This is a genomic window from Streptomyces endophyticus, from assembly GCF_035798155.1.
Taxonomy (GTDB): domain Bacteria; phylum Actinomycetota; class Actinomycetes; order Streptomycetales; family Streptomycetaceae; genus Streptomyces; species Streptomyces endophyticus.
The window spans coordinates 66,365-81,761 of sequence record NZ_JAOZYC010000135.1; the positions used below are offsets into that span (position 1 = coordinate 66,365).

A 15,397-nucleotide genomic window follows, 5' to 3' on the forward strand; every position below is an offset into this window, starting at 1 on the left:
CCCGCAAGCCTGGTAAGCGGAGCGCCTACGCCGCCAGGTCCCGCTCTTCCGCCTGTTCCGCCGAGTCGCTGGACTCGGGGAGCTCCACCGCGGAGGCCACCGCGCCGGGCGCCCACACCAGTCGCGACACCCACCCGGACGTCCGCCCGATGGCCCGCGTCAGCGGAGTGAGCAGCGCCGAGGCGAGCGGCGAGAGCAGCAGCGCGACGGCCGTGCCGAGTGCGAACCCGCCGACGACGTCCGTCGGATAGTGCACACCCATGAAGACGCGGCAGAAGCCTTCCAGCACGGCGAGCCCTATGGCGGCGAGCCCGAGCTTGCGGTGGGCGATGAAGAGGCCCGCCCCGATGGCCATCGCGAGCGTGGCGTGGTCGCTGACGAACGAGAAGTCGGTCTTCCCCTTGATCAGGACCTCGAGCCCGTCGTGATCCATGAAGGGCCGCGGCCGCTCGACGAAGGACCGGATCGGCACGTTCACGAGGACGGCGACGCCGGCGGCGAGCGGCGCCCAGACCACGGCGGCCACGGAGGACGCGGCCTCGTCGAGCGATCCGCGCTTCCGCGCGCCCCACCAGCACCACAGCACGACGAGCACGAGCGCGATCAGGATCCCGTACTCCCCGACGAACTCCATGGTCCGGTCGAACCACCGGGGAGCGTCATCGGCCAGGCCGTTGATGTCGTAGAGCAGCGTGACGTCGGGGTTGGATCCGGATGTCGCGGGCGCTTCGAGTGCCACGAGTCCAGCCATAGTTCAGCGGCCCCTTCGTCTTCAGCCACCCCCGTGGTTGTTTTCGATTCAGCAAGAGGAACGCACGGTCCCACCCTCTACGTTCCGCAATCCACCGAACGATCACCGAGACGTTATCGAAGAGAGACACAAACCCGCAGCTCAGGGCCATGGCCTAACAGAGAGTTCCAGCCAACCCACAGCCCGTCCCGCCGCACTCAGACCTCCGGCGAGCCGCTCGGCAGCGCCTTCGCGCCGTCCTCCGTGACCCGGGTCGCACCGAAGTAGTCAGCGGTGTCGATGGGGTCGAAGCGGATGACGGCTCCGGTCCGCGGCGCGTCGATCATGTACCCGCCGCCCACGTAAAGACCCACGTGGTGAATGGCACGGCTGTTGCTGAGGTCGTGGGAGAAGAACACGAGGTCCCCGGGAAGCAGCTCGTCCCGCTTCGGATGCGGCCCCGCGTTGTACTGATCGTTGGCCACGCGCGGCAGCTCGATGTCCACCGACGCGTACGCGGCCTTGGTCAGCCCCGAGCAATCAAATCGGCCATCTTGGTCCGCCGTGCCGTTGCCACCCCACAAGTAAGGGGTGCCGAGCTTCTTCTGCGCGTAGTAGATCGCGGCCGCGGCCTGCTGCGAGGGCTGCACGCGCCCGACCGGCTTCGCGAAGGACTTCTCCAGCGTCGTGATGACCTTCACGTAGTTCTGCGTCTCGCGGTACGGCGGCACTCCCCCGTACTTGATGACCGCGTAGGAACCCGCGTTGTAGGCGGCGAGCATGTTCTTCGTCTTGTCGCCCGGCGCGTCCTTCACATACCCGGCGAGCTTGCAGTCGTACGAAGCGGCGGACGGGATGGCGTCGTTGGGGTCCCAGATGTCGCGGTCGCCGTCCCCGTCCCCGTCGACCCCGTGCGCAGCCCAGGTCCCGCTGATGAACTGCGCGATGCCGTACGCCTTGGCCGGCGACGACGCCTTCGGGTTGAACCCGCTCTCCTGGTAGAGCTGTGCGGCCAGCAGCGCCGGATTGATGGCGGGACAGAGATTGCCCCACTTCTGTACGAGTGGCTGATACGCGGCGGGCACGGCCCCCTTCGCGAGCCCCACGGCCCCCTGGCCGACCCCGCTGCTCAGACTCCCCGCCGCCATGTACGTCCCGAAGACGAGCAGCGCCACGAACCCGGTCCCCCCGGCGACCGCCGAGCCCGCGAGCATCCACGCCTTACGCACCGTCAACCGCCCTTCGCCACGGGGGAGTCAGTTTACGGGCGGGACCGCTACGCCGTCGGAGACTGCGCCGAACTGTCCTCGACCAGCCTTCATTGCCCGGCGTGACCAGGCATGATACACAGAGTAACCGTACGTTCCTTCGCATCCGGAACCGCCCCTCAGGGCGGTCCCTCAGCCATGGGACCGTAGGAACTCGGCCAAGGAATGGCGCCAAGTGTGCAGGCACCTGAGCCAATCTGAGCAAGAATGGGTCTGACCTCTGCGCTGCGGCAGAGGCGACAGAACTACCCACATGGGGCGGTGAGTTACACATGCTGCTGGCAGCCGAAAAGGGCGACATCTCCACCATCATCGGCGGGATCGCCCCGGACTGGGGCCCGTTCGGGACCCTGGGCAACGAGGCGCGCGTGATGATCGAGGTGGTGATGGCGGTCGCCATCCTGCTCTGCCTCGGCATCGCGATCTGGGGCGCGGCCAAGCAACGGATCGGGGCGACGGCCCTGCGCGACACCTTCAGCGCCGAGCAGGGCAAGGGCCTGATCATCGCGGGCCTGACCGGGGTGTTCATCATCGGCTCACTAGGCACGCTGTTCACCATCGTGTACGGCATGGCCGTCTAGCTCCCGGCTGAGGTTGCGTCTCCCTGATGTCGAGTCACCACACCGCGCCCGCGCGGAAACCAGCACGGCTACCGTCATATGCGGTGGTTCGGCGAAAGGTTGAGGGGGCGTGCGCGCAATGAGTCCTGACGGTCCACAGGACGAAGAGCTCTACGGGGGCTCCGGGCAGACCCGGACGCGGCTCCCTGAGGGCTCCGGCGCCCGCAGACCCGGGCGGTCACCGTCCCGGTCCCTGGTCACCGTGGTCGGCGTGGTGGTGTTGCTCATCGCGGCGATCGCGTTCGCGAACCGCGGCGAGGACGCCTCCGGCGGGTCCGGGTCCTCCGGGGCGAAGCCGTCGGCGGCACCCACGGCGCCGACAGGTTCGAAACCGGTGGCCTCCGGCTTCGGCCACGACGAACAAGGAGCGCAATCGGCTGCCGCCAACTATGCGGTTCGGCTCGGTTCGGCCGACATGTTCGACAAGGCGAAACGAGACGGCATCGTCGACGACGTCTATACCTCGTCGGCCGCCGACGCCCGGCGGGGCGACCTCGACAAGGTGTACTCCAGCAAGAGCTTCCTGACGGGCATCGGCCTCAACGAGGACGGCTCCGCACCGAAGGGCAGCACGTTCGTCTCCCGGGTCATCCCGGTCGGCACCAAGACGACTGCCTACCAGAGCGACACGGCGACCGTGTCGATCTGGTACTCGTCGCTGTTCGGCCTCGCCGGCGAGGGCACGCAGAACCCGGTGTCCGAGAGTTGGTACACCAACAGCTACAAGCTGCGCTGGGTGGACGGTGACTGGAAGGTGGAGGACTTCTCGCAGAAGGACGGCCCCGTCCCGGTCGGCCGCGACCAGCGGGCCTCCACGGCCGACGACATGGCGAAGGCCGTGAAGGAGTACGGAGGGTTCAGCTATGCCCGCTAATCGGCTACGCCGCGCCCTCTCCCGCACCGCCGTGGTCACCGGCGTGCAGGCCACGGCGGTCCTCCTGGCCTCCCGGGCCTGGGCCGCCCCGGACCCGGACCCGTCCGACAACCCCTGCGACCTCATCCGCGGCGCCGCAAGGAAGTACTGCGAGCGCGGCAACGAGTCCAACAGCGGCAGCACCGGAGGTGGTGGCGGGGCGCCCGACGTCTCCAACCCCCTCGACCCCCTCTCCAGCCTCGCCAAGGGCTGCGCGGAGGCCGCTTCCTGGACCGTCGATCAACTCAGCGACGCCGTGCAGAAGACGGCCAACGTCGACTTCACCAACCCCAAGTTCCTGCAGCAGTACGCCGTGGTGTTCGCCGCGTCGACGATCCTCACGCTCGTGCTGTGGCTGCTCGCCGTGGCCAAGCGCGCCGTGCGCGGCGTACCGCTGATGACCGCGATCACGGAGGCCGTGGGATTCCTCTGGCTCACCGTGCTCGCGTCGGCCTTCACCCCGCTGATCCTCTACACGGTGGTGTCCGCCGCCGACGGAGTCAGCGACGTGCTGGCCAAGGCGACGGGTAATCAGACGGACGCGTTCTTCGGGACGTTCTCCCAGGCGCTGAAGAAGGGCGACAACATCGGCGGCGGGCCGATCATGCTGATCGTCGTGTCACTCGTGTCGATCGTCGCCGCGGGCGTGCTCTACCTGGAGCTCTACCTGCGCGCCGTCCTGCTCTACGTGGGCGCGCTGCTCGGCGTCGTCGTCTACGCGGGGCTCGTCGACAAGAACCTGTGGGGCCATGTCCGCCGCTGGGTCGGCGTGATGATCGCCGTCATCCTCGTGAAGCCGGTCATCGTGATCGTGCTGGGCCTCGCGGGTGCGCTGTCCAGCAGCGACAAGGGCCCCGACTCCCTCGCCGCGATCGTCTCCGGCCTCGCCATCGTGCTGCTCGCCATCTTCGCGAGCGGCATGATCTACCGCTTCGTACCCGGCTTCGGCGACGAGATGGCCAACGTACGGAAGAACCGGCTCATGCAGGGCGCCGAGGGCAAGGCCGCCGCCGTGATGAGTTCCCCCGCGGCGCTCGTCTCGCAGGGCATCAAGACCCACAGCAGCCGCCAGGACGGCGGGGGTTCAGGAGGCGGTGGCGGTGCATCCCAGGCCCGTCCCGCCAACCCCGCGTCCGGCGGTGTGGCCGCGCACAGTTCGCGGCAGGGCGGGGCAGGGGGAGGCGGCGGAACTGTCCCCTCCGCCGCACCCTCGCCCCGTACGAGCCCGTCGAAGTCCCCGCACGCGAGCAACGACCGCGGGAGCAACAGCGGTAACACCGGCAAGAATGGCAACTGGCAAGGAGGTGCAGGGCGTTGACGACCCAGTCCCACGTGTCCCCTCCGGTCACGCCCCGCCGTACATATCTGATCGGTCGCGCCCGACCGAACGCGATTGTCGGCAAGAACCGTGAGTCCGGCGAGATCGCGATGATCGTCGTGGGCGCGTTCCTCGGCATGATGTGCGGACTGCTCGTCCCCGTGCTGTCGCTGCGCATCGTGCTGCTCACCGGCTTCCCGATGCTCGCGCTGGCCGCGGTCTACGTCCCGTACAAGAACCGCACGTTCTACAAGTGGTTCGAGATCAACCGCAGCTACAAGCGCTCCCTCAAGCGCGGCACCGCCTACCGTTCGCGCCCCATGGAGGCCGGCACCCGGCTCGACGGGCGTGAGGTCGAGGTCGGCCCGCCCCCCGGCATCGGCAGGCTCACATGGCTGGCCGCGCCGTTCGGGCCCGACGAGATCGCGGTGCTGTTGCACGCCGACCGGCGCACCGTCACCGCCGCCATCGAGATCGAGGGCCCCGGCGTCGGGCTGCGCGACTCGGAGGACCAGGAGGCGCTGGTCGACCGGTTCGGCACGCTCCTCAAGCACGTCGCCAACGGGGACGGGTTCGTGACCCGGCTCCAGATGCTGGCCCGCACCCTCCCCGCCGACCCCGACGCACACGCCAAGGACGTCGCCGTGCGCGGCGACGACCGCTCGCTCGGCTGGCTGCAGAAGTCGTACGACCAGCTGCAGTCCATGGTCTCGACGAGCAGCGAGCAGCACCGCGCGTACCTCGTGGCCTGCATGCACTTCACGCGCGACCTGGCCGCCGAGGCCAACGCGATGGCCCGCGCCACCCGCCCCAAGGGCGGCAAGAAGGTCGACAGGGACGCCGGGCTCGCCGTCGTCATGGCGCGCGAACTGACCGACATCTGCTCGCGGTTGCAGGAGGCGGACATCCGCGTGCGGCAGCCGCTCGGGCAGGGGCGGCTCGCGTCCCTGATCCACTCCATGTACGACCCGGACCACTCCATCGACCACATCCAGGCGATGTCGAAGCGGAACGCCTGGCCGGCCGAGCTCGACGCCATGGAGCCGACGTACCTCCAGGCCAAGACGCGCGAGTCGGCGACCCGCGCGCCCTGGTGCCACGCCACGGCGTGGGTCAAGGAGTGGCCGATGACGCCGGTGGGTGTGAACTTCCTGGCTCCTCTCCTGGTCCACACCCCGGACGTCATCCGGACCGTCGCCGTCACCATGGACCTCGAACCCACCGAGGTCGCCATCGAGCGGATGCTGACCGAGAAGACCAACGACGAGGCGGACGCCTCCCGCGCCGCCAAGATGAACCGGACGGTCGACCCCCGCGACATCGCCGCCCACGGCCGCCTCGACCAGCGCGGCGAGGACCTGGCGAGCGGCGCGGCCGGCGTCAACCTCGTCGGCTACATCACGGTCTCCTCCCGCGACCCCGACGCGCTCGCCCGCGACAAGCGCACCATCCGCGCCTCGGCGGGCAAGTCGTACCTGAAGCTGGAGTGGTGCGACCGCGAGCACCACCGGGCATTCGTGAACACCCTGCCGTTCGCCACCGGCATCCGACGGTGATCCCGATGCTCCTGACGTACGAGTCCCTGATGTACGCCGACACGGCCGGAAGGTAGGCGCTGCACTATGCGGGATCCGCTGTCCGCTCTCACCGATGCCTTCACCGCGTTCCTCTTCGGGAAGGTGGAGACGACCCGGTTTCCGGTGCGTACGTCGACGGGGCAGGCGCAGGCCGTCTATCTGCCGACGGCCGCGCCCGGACTCGGCGACTCAGGCGTGATCATCGGACGCGAGGTGTACTCCGGCAAGGGCTACATCTACGACCCCTTCCAGCTCTACGGCCAGCAGCTCCCGGCCCCCCACTGGCTGGTCCTCGGCGAGTCCGGCAACGGCAAGTCGGCGCTGGAGAAGACGTACGTACTACGGCAGTTGAGGTTCAAGGACCGCCAGGTCGTCGTCCTCGACGCACAGGGCGAGGACGGCGTAGGCGAATGGAACCTCATCGCCGAAGAGCTGGGCATAACTCCCATCCGGCTCGACCCCACGGCCGCCCTGGACATGGGGATCCGGCTCAACCCGCTGGACCCGGCGATCACCTCGACCGGTCAGCTGGCGCTGCTGCGCACCATCATCGAGGTCGCGCTCGGCCACGGCCTCGACGAGCGCTCCGGCTTCGCGCTGAAGGTCGCGCACGCGTACGTGAACGAGACGATCGTCGACCGGCAGCCGGTCCTGCCCGACATCGTCGAGCAGCTCCGCCACCCGGAGCCGGAGTCGGCGGAGGCCATGAACGTGGCCCTTGAGGACGTCCGGGCCTGGGGCCTCGACGTGGCGCTCGTCATCGACCGGCTCGTCGACGGTGACCTGCGTGGCATGTTCGACGGACCGACGACGGTCGGCATCGACCTCGACGCCCCGCTGATCGTCTTCGACCTCTCGCACATCGACCGGAACTCGATCGCGATGCCGATCCTGATGGCGATCGTGGGCGTATGGCTGGAGCACACCTGGATCCGCCCCGACCGGAAGAAGCGCATCTTCCTGGTCGAGGAGGCCTGGCACATCATCAACAGCCCCTTCGTGGCCCAGCTGTTCCAGCGGCTGCTGAAGTTCGGTCGCCGCCTCGGCCTGTCCTTCGTCGCGGTCGTCCACCACCTGAGCGACGTGGTCGACGGCGCGGCCGCCAAGGAAGCGGCGGCGATCCTGAAGATGGCTTCTACGAGGACGATCTACGCCCAGAAGGCGGACGAGGCGAGAGCCACGGGCCTGGTGCTCGGGCTGCCCCGCTGGGCCGTCGAGATCATCCCGACGCTCTCCCCCGGCATCGCCGTCTGGGACGTCAACGGCAACGTACAGGTGGTCAAACACCTGGTCACCGAGACCGAACGCCCACTGGTCTTCACCGACCGCGCGATGACGGAAACGTCCGCCGAGCAGTTCATGGACGAGGCCCTGCACGCGGCGGAGCTGGAGGCCGAGGAGCGGGCCGCCGCGTTCGTGGAGCAGCGCCTGGGCGGCTCCGAGTCCACGGTGGCATGAGCGGTGGCATGACAGGAATGCGGGACGAGCGGGGGCACCGGATGGAGCGGGGTTACCACCGGGACGACCGGGGTTACCGGGACGGCCGGGAGCGGCGTGGCCGGGGCGGTGTGCCCGACGGGCTGCTGATCGGGATCCTGGCGTTCCTGCTGGGCATGACGATCCTGGTGTGGACGGCCACGGGCCTCGCGGGCCTCTTCGCGAAGGGCGCGTGGCCGACGGGCGTGACGTTCGGCCATACGCCGCTGGCCCTGCGCTCGTTGATCACGCGCCCGCACGACATCCCCGGAGCCTGGCCGGGCACCCCCGCGGCGGAACTCTCCGGCTACGGCCTCGTCTGGGGCCTGGTCATCGGCCAGTTGATGATCCTGGTCGTCCTGACGGTATTCGTAGCGGGAACGTTCACCCGGTGGCGGGCGGTCCGTGCTCGCCGCCGCGAGGAGCGGGAGCCGGCGGCAAATCAAGCCCCGCCGGGGCTTGATTTTCAAGCCCCTGCGGCGATTGAGCAGCGGGGTCCGGGGCAGAGCCCCGAGGCCGCAACCCCGGTACCCGCAACGGAACCGGCTCCCGCAACCACACCCGTTCCAGCCCAACGCGGCCCCATCCACCTCGGCCCCCCGGCCGACCGCCACCCCCTCGCCATAGAGGCGATCCAGGACGCCGAGGGCCCCGCCCTCGTGGTCACGTCGTCACCGGAGGTGTGGTCGGAGACCAAGGACGCCCGCGCCAAGCTCGGCCCCGTCCTCCTCTACGACCCCACGCACCGCTGCGACACCCCGGCCCGCATGCACTGGAACCCGGCCTCCGGTTGCACCGACAAGGAGACCGCGGCACAGCGCGCCGCGGCCCTGCTCGCCCCGATAAGGCCCACGGCCAAACTGGACTCGGCGCTCGCCGAGGCCGCGGACACCCTGCTGCGCAGCTATCTGCACGCGGCTGCCGTCGACGGCAAACCGTTCCGCCACGTCCACCGCTGGGCCCAGGGCACCCAGGTCCAGGACGCCGTACGCATCCTCCGTACGAACCCGAAGGCGGCCGCGGGCACCGCGGGCGAACTCGAGGCGGCCCTCACCTCGCACCCAGAACGCCGCGACATGGCACAGGAGTTGACCGCTCGCGCCCTCTCCGCACTGTTCTCGGTGAACATCCGTGAGGCGTGCACGCCCAACCGAACGGATGCGCTCACCCTGGATTCCTTCGTGAACGAAGGGGGCACGCTTTATGTGGTCGGTGAACCCATCGAGGACCCGAAGGGGCAGCCCGGTGCGATGCCCCTGCTCACGGCCCTCACCTCGAGCGTGGTCGAGCACGGCCGCCGCGTGGCCGCACGGTCACCTGCCGGCCGGCTCGACCCACCAATGACGTTCGTCCTCGACGACGTCGCGGCGGTGGCTCCGCTTCCCCAACTGCCGGAGCTGCTGGCCACGGGAGCGGACCAGGGTCTGGTCACCCTGGCCCTGCTCCGGTCCAGGGAACAGGGCCGCTCACGCTGGCCGGACGCGGAACTCCCCCTGGGCTAGAGCCTGTCGTTCGGACTCAACGGGCGTACAGCTTCAGGAACACCGCGAGCCCGCCGGACACCCGGGCGTCGACCTCCTCGGCGGACATCGGCACCACCCCGAAGAACGTATCGACCGTGACGGACCCGGGGATCAGAAGCAGGAAGTGCCGCGCGGCCTCCGCCGAGTTGCTCTCGTGGACCACCAGGTGCCCCTGCTCACCGAGCCGGAGCAGCGCCGTGCGCACCGCTTCCGCCGTCGCCCGCGGGCCGATCCGCTGCCACTCCTCGATGGCGTCGGCGGGCAGGTGCGAGCCCTCCGAGATGATGTGCCGTACGAGAAGCATGTGCGGCTCGTGGTCGCCACGCCGCCCCATCCACTCCCGGGCGAGCGCGAGCAGATCCGCCTCAACGTCCGTCACCTTGCCCAAGTGCCGGTCGATCAGGTCGATATGAGCACTCGTCACTTTCGCGGCACTGTCGATGAGGACCTCGCGGAACAGGTTCTCCTTGCCGCCGAAGTGGTTGTAGAGCGTGCGCGTGGAGACCCCGGCCTCGGCGGCGATCTCGTCGATGCCCGCGCGCGCGTACCCCTCGCGCCCGAAGACCGTCCGCGCCCCGCGCAACAGCGCCTGCCGCTTCTCGGCCGTGCCCTTGCGCGGGGTACGCCCCGACTCCTGTGTCATGCCGCTCCGTCCTACGCCGTCCCCGTCCAGACTAGGCACAGGGGCCTAGGTACAACGACTGTTGCACTCTTTACAACCGTAGTTGTACTTTACCGGCATGGCGACCGAACCCCAGGTACAGCGCAACGAGACGACAGCCCCCACCAAGAAGACCCGATAACCCCGATAGCCCCGATATCCCCGGAGGACCGCAACAATGGCCACCACCGCACCCACACAGCCGCTCCACGTAGCGATCGTCGTCGGGTCCACCCGAGACGGCCGCCTCGCCCCCACCGTCAGCACCTGGTTCACGGCCCAGGCCGAACGCCACGCCTCCGAATCCCACTACGACGTCATCGACCTGACCGACCTGGACCTCCCGGACGCCCACCCCGGCTGGGGCCATGAACGCACCCCGGCCCAGGCCGAGTTGGCGTCCCGCGTGGCCGCCGCGGACGCCTACGTGGTGATCACCCCCGAGTACAACCACAGCTTCCCGGCCCACCTGAAGCACTTCATCGACCTGCACCACGACGAGTGGAAGGCCAAGCCGGTCGGCTTCGTCTCGTACGGCGGCGTGGGCGGCGGGCTCCGCGCCGTGGAACAACTCCGCCTGGTCTTCGCCGAGTTGCACTGCGCGACGATCCGCGACGGCGTCAGCTTCCACAAGGCCCACGGCGGCCTCTTCACCGAGGAAGGACCGGCCCACGACGAGCAGGGCGCGGCCGGCGCCGCCAAGGTCATGCTCGACCAGCTGACCTGGTGGGCCCGCGCCCTGCGCACGGCCCGCGCGGAACACCCGTACGTCTAGGGGTCCTAGAGAGGACCTAGAGGACCTAGAGGACCTAGAGGACCTAGGGCAGCTTGAACTCCATCTCGCGCTCCATCTTGGAGGGGTCGCCCGGATTCGGGACGGTCCCTCCCGTGTGGACGAAGCCGAACTTCCGGTAGAACGCCTCGGCCCGCCGATTGTCCTCATGGACGTACAACCGCACCCGCGTCACTCCCTTGAGCCCGAAGGCCCACTCCACGGCGGCGGAGAACAGTGCCCCCGCCACCCCGGTCCCCCGCGCCTCGGGCCGCACGTACACCGCGACGAGCTGCACCTGCCGCCGCTCGACGGCCTGCCCCCAGAAGTCCTCCGCACCCGCCTCCTCCACGAGCACCACAACGCTGCCGTCCCAGCGCCCGCCCTCTCCGGAGAGCCCGGCTCCGGACGGCCCGGCTCCGGACTCCACGACGAGTTGCAGGGCCGTCGTCCCGTGCGAGGCACGCAGCGCCCGCCCCTGCCAGAACTCGTCCGACTGCGCGGCCGCGTCCTCGTACGTCTCCAGGAACGCGAGCGGCGCCGCCGGGTCCCGCAGCGCCGCGAGCCGCAGCTCCTTCGCGGCACGCCACTCATCGGCTCGCACGGGCCTGATCACGTAGTCCATGCATCCGCACCCTAAGGGCCTCTAGTACCCCGGTACTACTGCATTCCCGCAGCTCGATGCCCCGGTCCGACGCCCGCGAGGCCCCGCCCACGGCACCGTACTCATATGACGATCCGAGCCCACGGCCTCACGAAACGCTACGGCGGCAAGACCGGCAAGACCGTCGTCGACGACCTCACCTTCACGGTGGAACCCGGCACGGTCACCGGCTTCCTCGGCCCCAACGGCGCAGGCAAGTCCACGACCATGCGCATGCTGCTCGGCATGGACACCCCGACCGCGGGCCGTGCCACGATCGGCGGCCGCGCCTACGCCACCCACCCGGCCCCGCTCACCGAGGTCGGCGCGCTCCTGGAGGCGAAGGCCGTCCACCCCGGCCGCACCGCCTTCCACCACCTCACGGCACTCGCCCTCACCCACGGCATCCCGCGCTCCCGCGTCGAGCACGTGCTCGACCTCGCAGGCCTCACCGAGGTGGCCGACAAGCGGGTCAAGGGCTTCTCCCTCGGCATGGGCCAGCGCCTCGGCATCGCGGCGGCGCTCCTCGGCGACCCGGCCACGATCATCCTCGACGAGCCGGTCAACGGCCTCGACCCCGAGGGCGTCCTATGGATCCGCACCCTCCTCAAGTCCCTTGCCCAGCAAGGCCGTACGGTCCTGGTCTCCTCCCACCTCATGTCGGAGATGGCGCTGACGGCCGAGCACCTGGTCGTGATCGGCCGCGGCCGCCTCCTCGCGGACACGACGGTCACCGACCTCGTCCGCGAATCAGGAGCGGCCTACGTGAAGGTGGTGACACCCGAGGCGGACCGCCTGCGCGCCCTCCTGACCACCGCAGACATCGACATCGACCGCCCGGCCGGCGAGACGCCCGACACCCTCCACGTACGCGGCCTCGACGCCCCCGACATCGGCAGGATCGCCGCCGCGAGCGGCCTCCCGCTCTTCGAACTCACCCCGCGGACCGCCTCGTTGGAGCAGGCCTTCATGGACCTCACCCACGACTCCGTCGAATACCAGGCGGCCACGAAGCCCTCGGCAGGAGTAGCAGCATGACCACGACCACGACCACCGCCCCCGTTGCGGCCACGCCCTATGCGCTGACCCCCACCCGGGTCCTGCACGCCGAATGGCACAAGCTCCGTACCCTGCGCAGCACCTGGTGGACGCTGGGGCTCTCCGTCGTACTCGTCGTCGCCGTCGGCCTGATGATGGGTTCCACCTACGACGGCGACGACGCGAACATCGACACCATCGTCTTCACGCTCTTCGGCAGCCAGATGTCCCAGATCTGCGTCGCCGTCCTCGGCATCCTGATCACCGCGAGCGAGTACTCGACGGGCCTGGTCCGCGCCACGATGGCGGCGGTCCCGCGCCGGCTCCCCGTCCTGTGGGCCAAGGCCGGCGTCTTCACGGCCCTCGCCTTCACGGTCACCTTCACCACGAACCTCGTCACATTCCTGCTCGCCCAGATCTGGCTCTCCGACAGCGACAAGGCCCTGTCCCTCACGGACTCCGGTGTCCTCGGCGCCCTCGCGGGCAACGCCGCCGGCATCACACTGCTCAGCCTCATCGCCCTCGGTCTCGGCGCGCTGTGCCGCTCCGTACCTGCCGCGATCGGCGCGTTCGTCGGCGGCGTCATGATCCTGCCCGAGGTGCTCCAGATGATCAGCAACGACGCCGTCCAGAGCGCCGTGAAGTACCTCCCGTCCAAGTCAGCGGAGTCCCTCGGCTCGATCATTCCGGTGGCAGGCCACAACGCCCCCGGCACCGGGCTGATCTCCCTCGTCGTGTGGGCCGCCGTCGTCCTCACCGCGGCCGGGCTGCTTCTCAAGCGCCGCGACGTATGACCAGGATGTCCACGTGACACCGCCGCAGCCCCGTACGAGCCAGTTCCTGCACCGCACGACGCAGCGGGTGCGCGCCTACGACAGGCGCCACCCGCTGGTGTGGGATCTGCTCCTCACCGTCTTCTTCGTCATCGCCGCCGTCATCGACTACGCGGGCGACGGCTGGAAGAACATCGCCCACGACACCGACGTCCCCGGCTGGCTCGTCCTCACCCTGAGCCTCGCCCTGTCGGTACCGCTGCTCTGGCGCCGCAGCCACCCGATGGCCGCGCTGACGGTGATGGTCGCGGCAGGCACGGTGAACAGCGCCACCGGCGCCGTCCTCCAGGCCGCCCTGCTCCAGCTCTTCGTCGTCTTCAACGTGGCGCTGCGCTCCCGCATCCGCACCCTGGTGCTGTCCTGCACAATGACGATGATCCCCGTCGTGGTCGCCGTCGTCCGCTTCCCGAAGGGGAGTTGGGACCAGCAGGTCGTCCCGCAGTTCTGGGCGCTGGCGCTGGTCGCCGCGTTCGGCCTCGCCTTCCGTAGCCGCCAGGACTATACGAACTCCCTCGTGGAGCGCGCCCGCCAACTGGAGGTCGAGCGCGACCAACAGGCCCAACTGGCGACCGCCGCCGAACGCACCCGCATCGCCCGCGAGATGCACGACATCATCGGCCACAACCTCTCCGTCATCACCGGCCTCGCCGACGGCGGCTCGTACGCGGCCGCCCGCAACCCGGAGCGCGCGGGCCAGGCCCTCACCGCCATCGCCACCACCAGCCGCCAGGCCCTCACGGAACTCCGCCGCCTCCTTGACGTACTGGGCGAGGAATCCCCCTCGGTCCCGGCCTCCGCCGACCTGGCCCCGGCACCCGCACTCGACGACCTCGACTCCCTGATCGAAAGCGTACGTTCGGCAGGGCTCCCCGTCCTCAGGAAGGTCGAGGGCGAACCGGCGCCGCTGCCCGCGGGCCTGGAGCTCACCGTGTACCGCGTGGTCCAGGAGTCCCTCACCAACACCTTGAAGCACGGCGGCCCGTCGGCGACCTCCGAGCTTCTCGTCTCGTACGCGACCGACGCGGTGACCGTGACCATCACGGACACCGGCCGCGGCGCCCTCACCGAGGGCCACGGGACCGGCCGCGGCCTCGCCGGTATGAGAGAGCGAACGGCCCTCTACCGAGGCACACTTGAGGCCGGACCACGCCCGGCCGGCGGCTGGCGGGTACGCCTCAGCATCCCGATCCCGGAAGGGCCCACTCCGTGACGACCGTCCTCATCGTCGACGACCAGCCCATGCAGCGCTTCGGCTTCCGCATGCTCCTGGAGAGCCAGGACGACCTACGGGTCGCGGGTGAGGCGGGCACGGGCACGGAGGCGGTCCGCCTCGCGGCCGAGCTCGCCCCCGACGTCGTCCTGATGGACATCCGCATGCCCGGCATGGACGGCATCGAGGCCACCCGTCGCATCATCGCGAGGGCCGCGGGCACCGGCCCTTCGGACGGCCCGCGCATCCTCATCCTCACGACATTCGACATGGACGAGTACGCGTACGCGGGCCTGCGCGCGGGCGCCTCCGGCTTCCTCATCAAGGACGCGCTCCCGGAGGAACTCCTGGCGGGCATCCGGGCGGTGGCAGCCGGCGACGCGATCGTCGCCCCCAGCCTCACCCGCCGCCTCCTCGACGCGTACGTCCACCATCTCCCGGCCACCGCGGACACACCCCCGGCCGCCGACCCGCGCATCGCCTCCCTGACGGACCGCGAACGCGAGATCCTCACGGTCATCGCCCAGGGCTGGAGCAACGCCGAGGTCGCCGAGCGCCTGCACCTCGCCGAATCGACGGTGAAGACCCATGTCTCCCGCATCCTGGCGAAAACGGGAGCGCGGGACAGAGTGCAGGCGGTGATCGTGGCGTACGACGCGAAACTTGTGGAACCCGCATAACACCTGTGGAACCCGCATAACGCAGAAAAGCCCCGTGCCAATGGCACGGGGCTTTTCTATAAAATTAGTTCGGCGGCGTCCTACTCTCCCACAGGGTCCCCCCTGCAGTACCATCGGCGCTATGAGGCTTAGCTT

General features: G+C 69.6%; 15 protein-coding genes and 1 rRNA gene. 11 read left to right on the forward strand and 5 right to left on the reverse strand.

Translation table 11 applies throughout. The features are described 5' to 3' along the window. Nucleotides 1–25 precede the first annotated feature (25 nt). Together OKJ99_RS24045 and OKJ99_RS24050 are read right to left on the reverse strand one after the other, a co-directional pair. Nucleotides 26–751: a phosphatase PAP2 family protein gene (locus OKJ99_RS24045; RefSeq protein WP_326019446.1), complete on the reverse strand. Its 726-nt coding sequence runs from the start codon at nucleotides 749–751 to the stop codon at nucleotides 26–28. A 197-nt stretch (nucleotides 752–948) separates the two neighbouring features. Continuing rightward, nucleotides 949–1,965, reverse strand: a complete 1,017-nt coding sequence (locus OKJ99_RS24050) for a C40 family peptidase (RefSeq protein ID WP_326019447.1) — start codon at nucleotides 1,963–1,965, stop codon at nucleotides 949–951. Nucleotides 1,966–2,270: 305 nt separating this feature from the next. Here OKJ99_RS24050 and OKJ99_RS24055 point away from each other — a divergent pair, with 305 nt between their 5' ends. From OKJ99_RS24055 to OKJ99_RS24080, 6 genes are all read left to right on the forward strand, one after another. Next, nucleotides 2,271–2,579 carry a hypothetical protein gene (locus OKJ99_RS24055; RefSeq protein ID WP_326019448.1) on the forward strand — a complete coding sequence of 103 codons (309 nt, stop codon included), beginning with the start codon at nucleotides 2,271–2,273 and terminating at the stop codon, nucleotides 2,577–2,579. Between the two features lie 118 nt (nucleotides 2,580–2,697). Next, the gene (locus OKJ99_RS24060; protein WP_326019449.1) at nucleotides 2,698–3,492 is read left to right on the forward strand and encodes a hypothetical protein; all 795 of its coding nucleotides are present in this window, start codon (nucleotides 2,698–2,700) and stop codon (nucleotides 3,490–3,492) included. Beyond that, nucleotides 3,482–4,849: a hypothetical protein gene (locus OKJ99_RS24065; RefSeq protein ID WP_326019450.1), complete on the forward strand. Its 1,368-nt coding sequence runs from the start codon at nucleotides 3,482–3,484 to the stop codon at nucleotides 4,847–4,849. The genes OKJ99_RS24060 and OKJ99_RS24065 overlap by 11 nt, the downstream gene beginning before the upstream one ends. After that, nucleotides 4,846–6,405: an SCO6880 family protein gene (locus OKJ99_RS24070; RefSeq protein ID WP_326019451.1), complete on the forward strand. Its 1,560-nt coding sequence runs from the start codon at nucleotides 4,846–4,848 to the stop codon at nucleotides 6,403–6,405. The genes OKJ99_RS24065 and OKJ99_RS24070 overlap by 4 nt, the downstream gene beginning before the upstream one ends. Nucleotides 6,406–6,471: 66 nt before the next feature. Beyond that, nucleotides 6,472–7,884: an ATP-binding protein gene (locus OKJ99_RS24075; RefSeq protein WP_326019452.1), complete on the forward strand. Its 1,413-nt coding sequence runs from the start codon at nucleotides 6,472–6,474 to the stop codon at nucleotides 7,882–7,884. A gap of 41 nt (nucleotides 7,885–7,925) precedes the next feature. Further along, nucleotides 7,926–9,404, forward strand: a complete 1,479-nt coding sequence (locus OKJ99_RS24080; protein WP_326019465.1) for a type IV secretory system conjugative DNA transfer family protein — start codon at nucleotides 7,926–7,928, stop codon at nucleotides 9,402–9,404. A gap of 16 nt (nucleotides 9,405–9,420) precedes the next feature. Here OKJ99_RS24080 and OKJ99_RS24085 read toward each other — a convergent pair whose 3' ends face one another. After that, complete coding sequence (locus OKJ99_RS24085; protein ID WP_326019453.1) at nucleotides 9,421–10,068, reverse strand: TetR/AcrR family transcriptional regulator; 648 nt, start codon at nucleotides 10,066–10,068, stop codon at nucleotides 9,421–9,423. A 196-nt stretch (nucleotides 10,069–10,264) separates the two neighbouring features. Between OKJ99_RS24085 and OKJ99_RS24090 the strand changes: the two genes are divergently transcribed. Continuing rightward, the gene (locus OKJ99_RS24090; protein ID WP_326019454.1) at nucleotides 10,265–10,861 is read left to right on the forward strand and encodes an NADPH-dependent FMN reductase; all 597 of its coding nucleotides are present in this window, start codon (nucleotides 10,265–10,267) and stop codon (nucleotides 10,859–10,861) included. A gap of 43 nt (nucleotides 10,862–10,904) precedes the next feature. On the opposite strand, the gene OKJ99_RS24095 is transcribed toward OKJ99_RS24090, so the two are convergent. After that, nucleotides 10,905–11,483 (reverse strand): GNAT family N-acetyltransferase, encoded by a 579-nt coding sequence (locus OKJ99_RS24095; RefSeq protein WP_326019455.1) that lies wholly within the window; start codon nucleotides 11,481–11,483, stop codon nucleotides 10,905–10,907. A gap of 105 nt (nucleotides 11,484–11,588) precedes the next feature. On the opposite strand from OKJ99_RS24095, the gene OKJ99_RS24100 reads away from it, so the two are divergent. Genes OKJ99_RS24100 through OKJ99_RS24115 form a run of 4 tightly spaced genes read left to right on the forward strand, consistent with a single transcriptional unit; the run spans nucleotide 11,589 to nucleotide 15,262 of the window. Then, entirely contained in the window at nucleotides 11,589–12,539 is a 951-nt protein-coding gene (locus tag OKJ99_RS24100; protein WP_326019456.1) for an ATP-binding cassette domain-containing protein, read from the forward strand. Beyond that, a complete protein-coding gene (locus OKJ99_RS24105; protein WP_326019457.1) occupies nucleotides 12,536–13,333 on the forward strand; it encodes an ABC transporter permease in 798 nt (265 codons plus the stop codon). Before OKJ99_RS24100 ends, OKJ99_RS24105 begins: the two co-directional genes overlap by 4 nt. A gap of 13 nt (nucleotides 13,334–13,346) precedes the next feature. Next, nucleotides 13,347–14,582, forward strand: a complete 1,236-nt coding sequence (locus OKJ99_RS24110) for a sensor histidine kinase (protein WP_326019458.1) — start codon at nucleotides 13,347–13,349, stop codon at nucleotides 14,580–14,582. After that, nucleotides 14,579–15,262 carry a response regulator transcription factor gene (locus OKJ99_RS24115; protein ID WP_326019459.1) on the forward strand — a complete coding sequence of 228 codons (684 nt, stop codon included), beginning with the start codon at nucleotides 14,579–14,581 and terminating at the stop codon, nucleotides 15,260–15,262. The genes OKJ99_RS24110 and OKJ99_RS24115 overlap by 4 nt, the downstream gene beginning before the upstream one ends. A 67-nt stretch (nucleotides 15,263–15,329) precedes the next feature. On the opposite strand, the gene rrf is transcribed toward OKJ99_RS24115, so the two are convergent. Then, nucleotides 15,330–15,397 (reverse strand): 5S ribosomal RNA (rrf, locus tag OKJ99_RS43840); the annotation flags it as partial.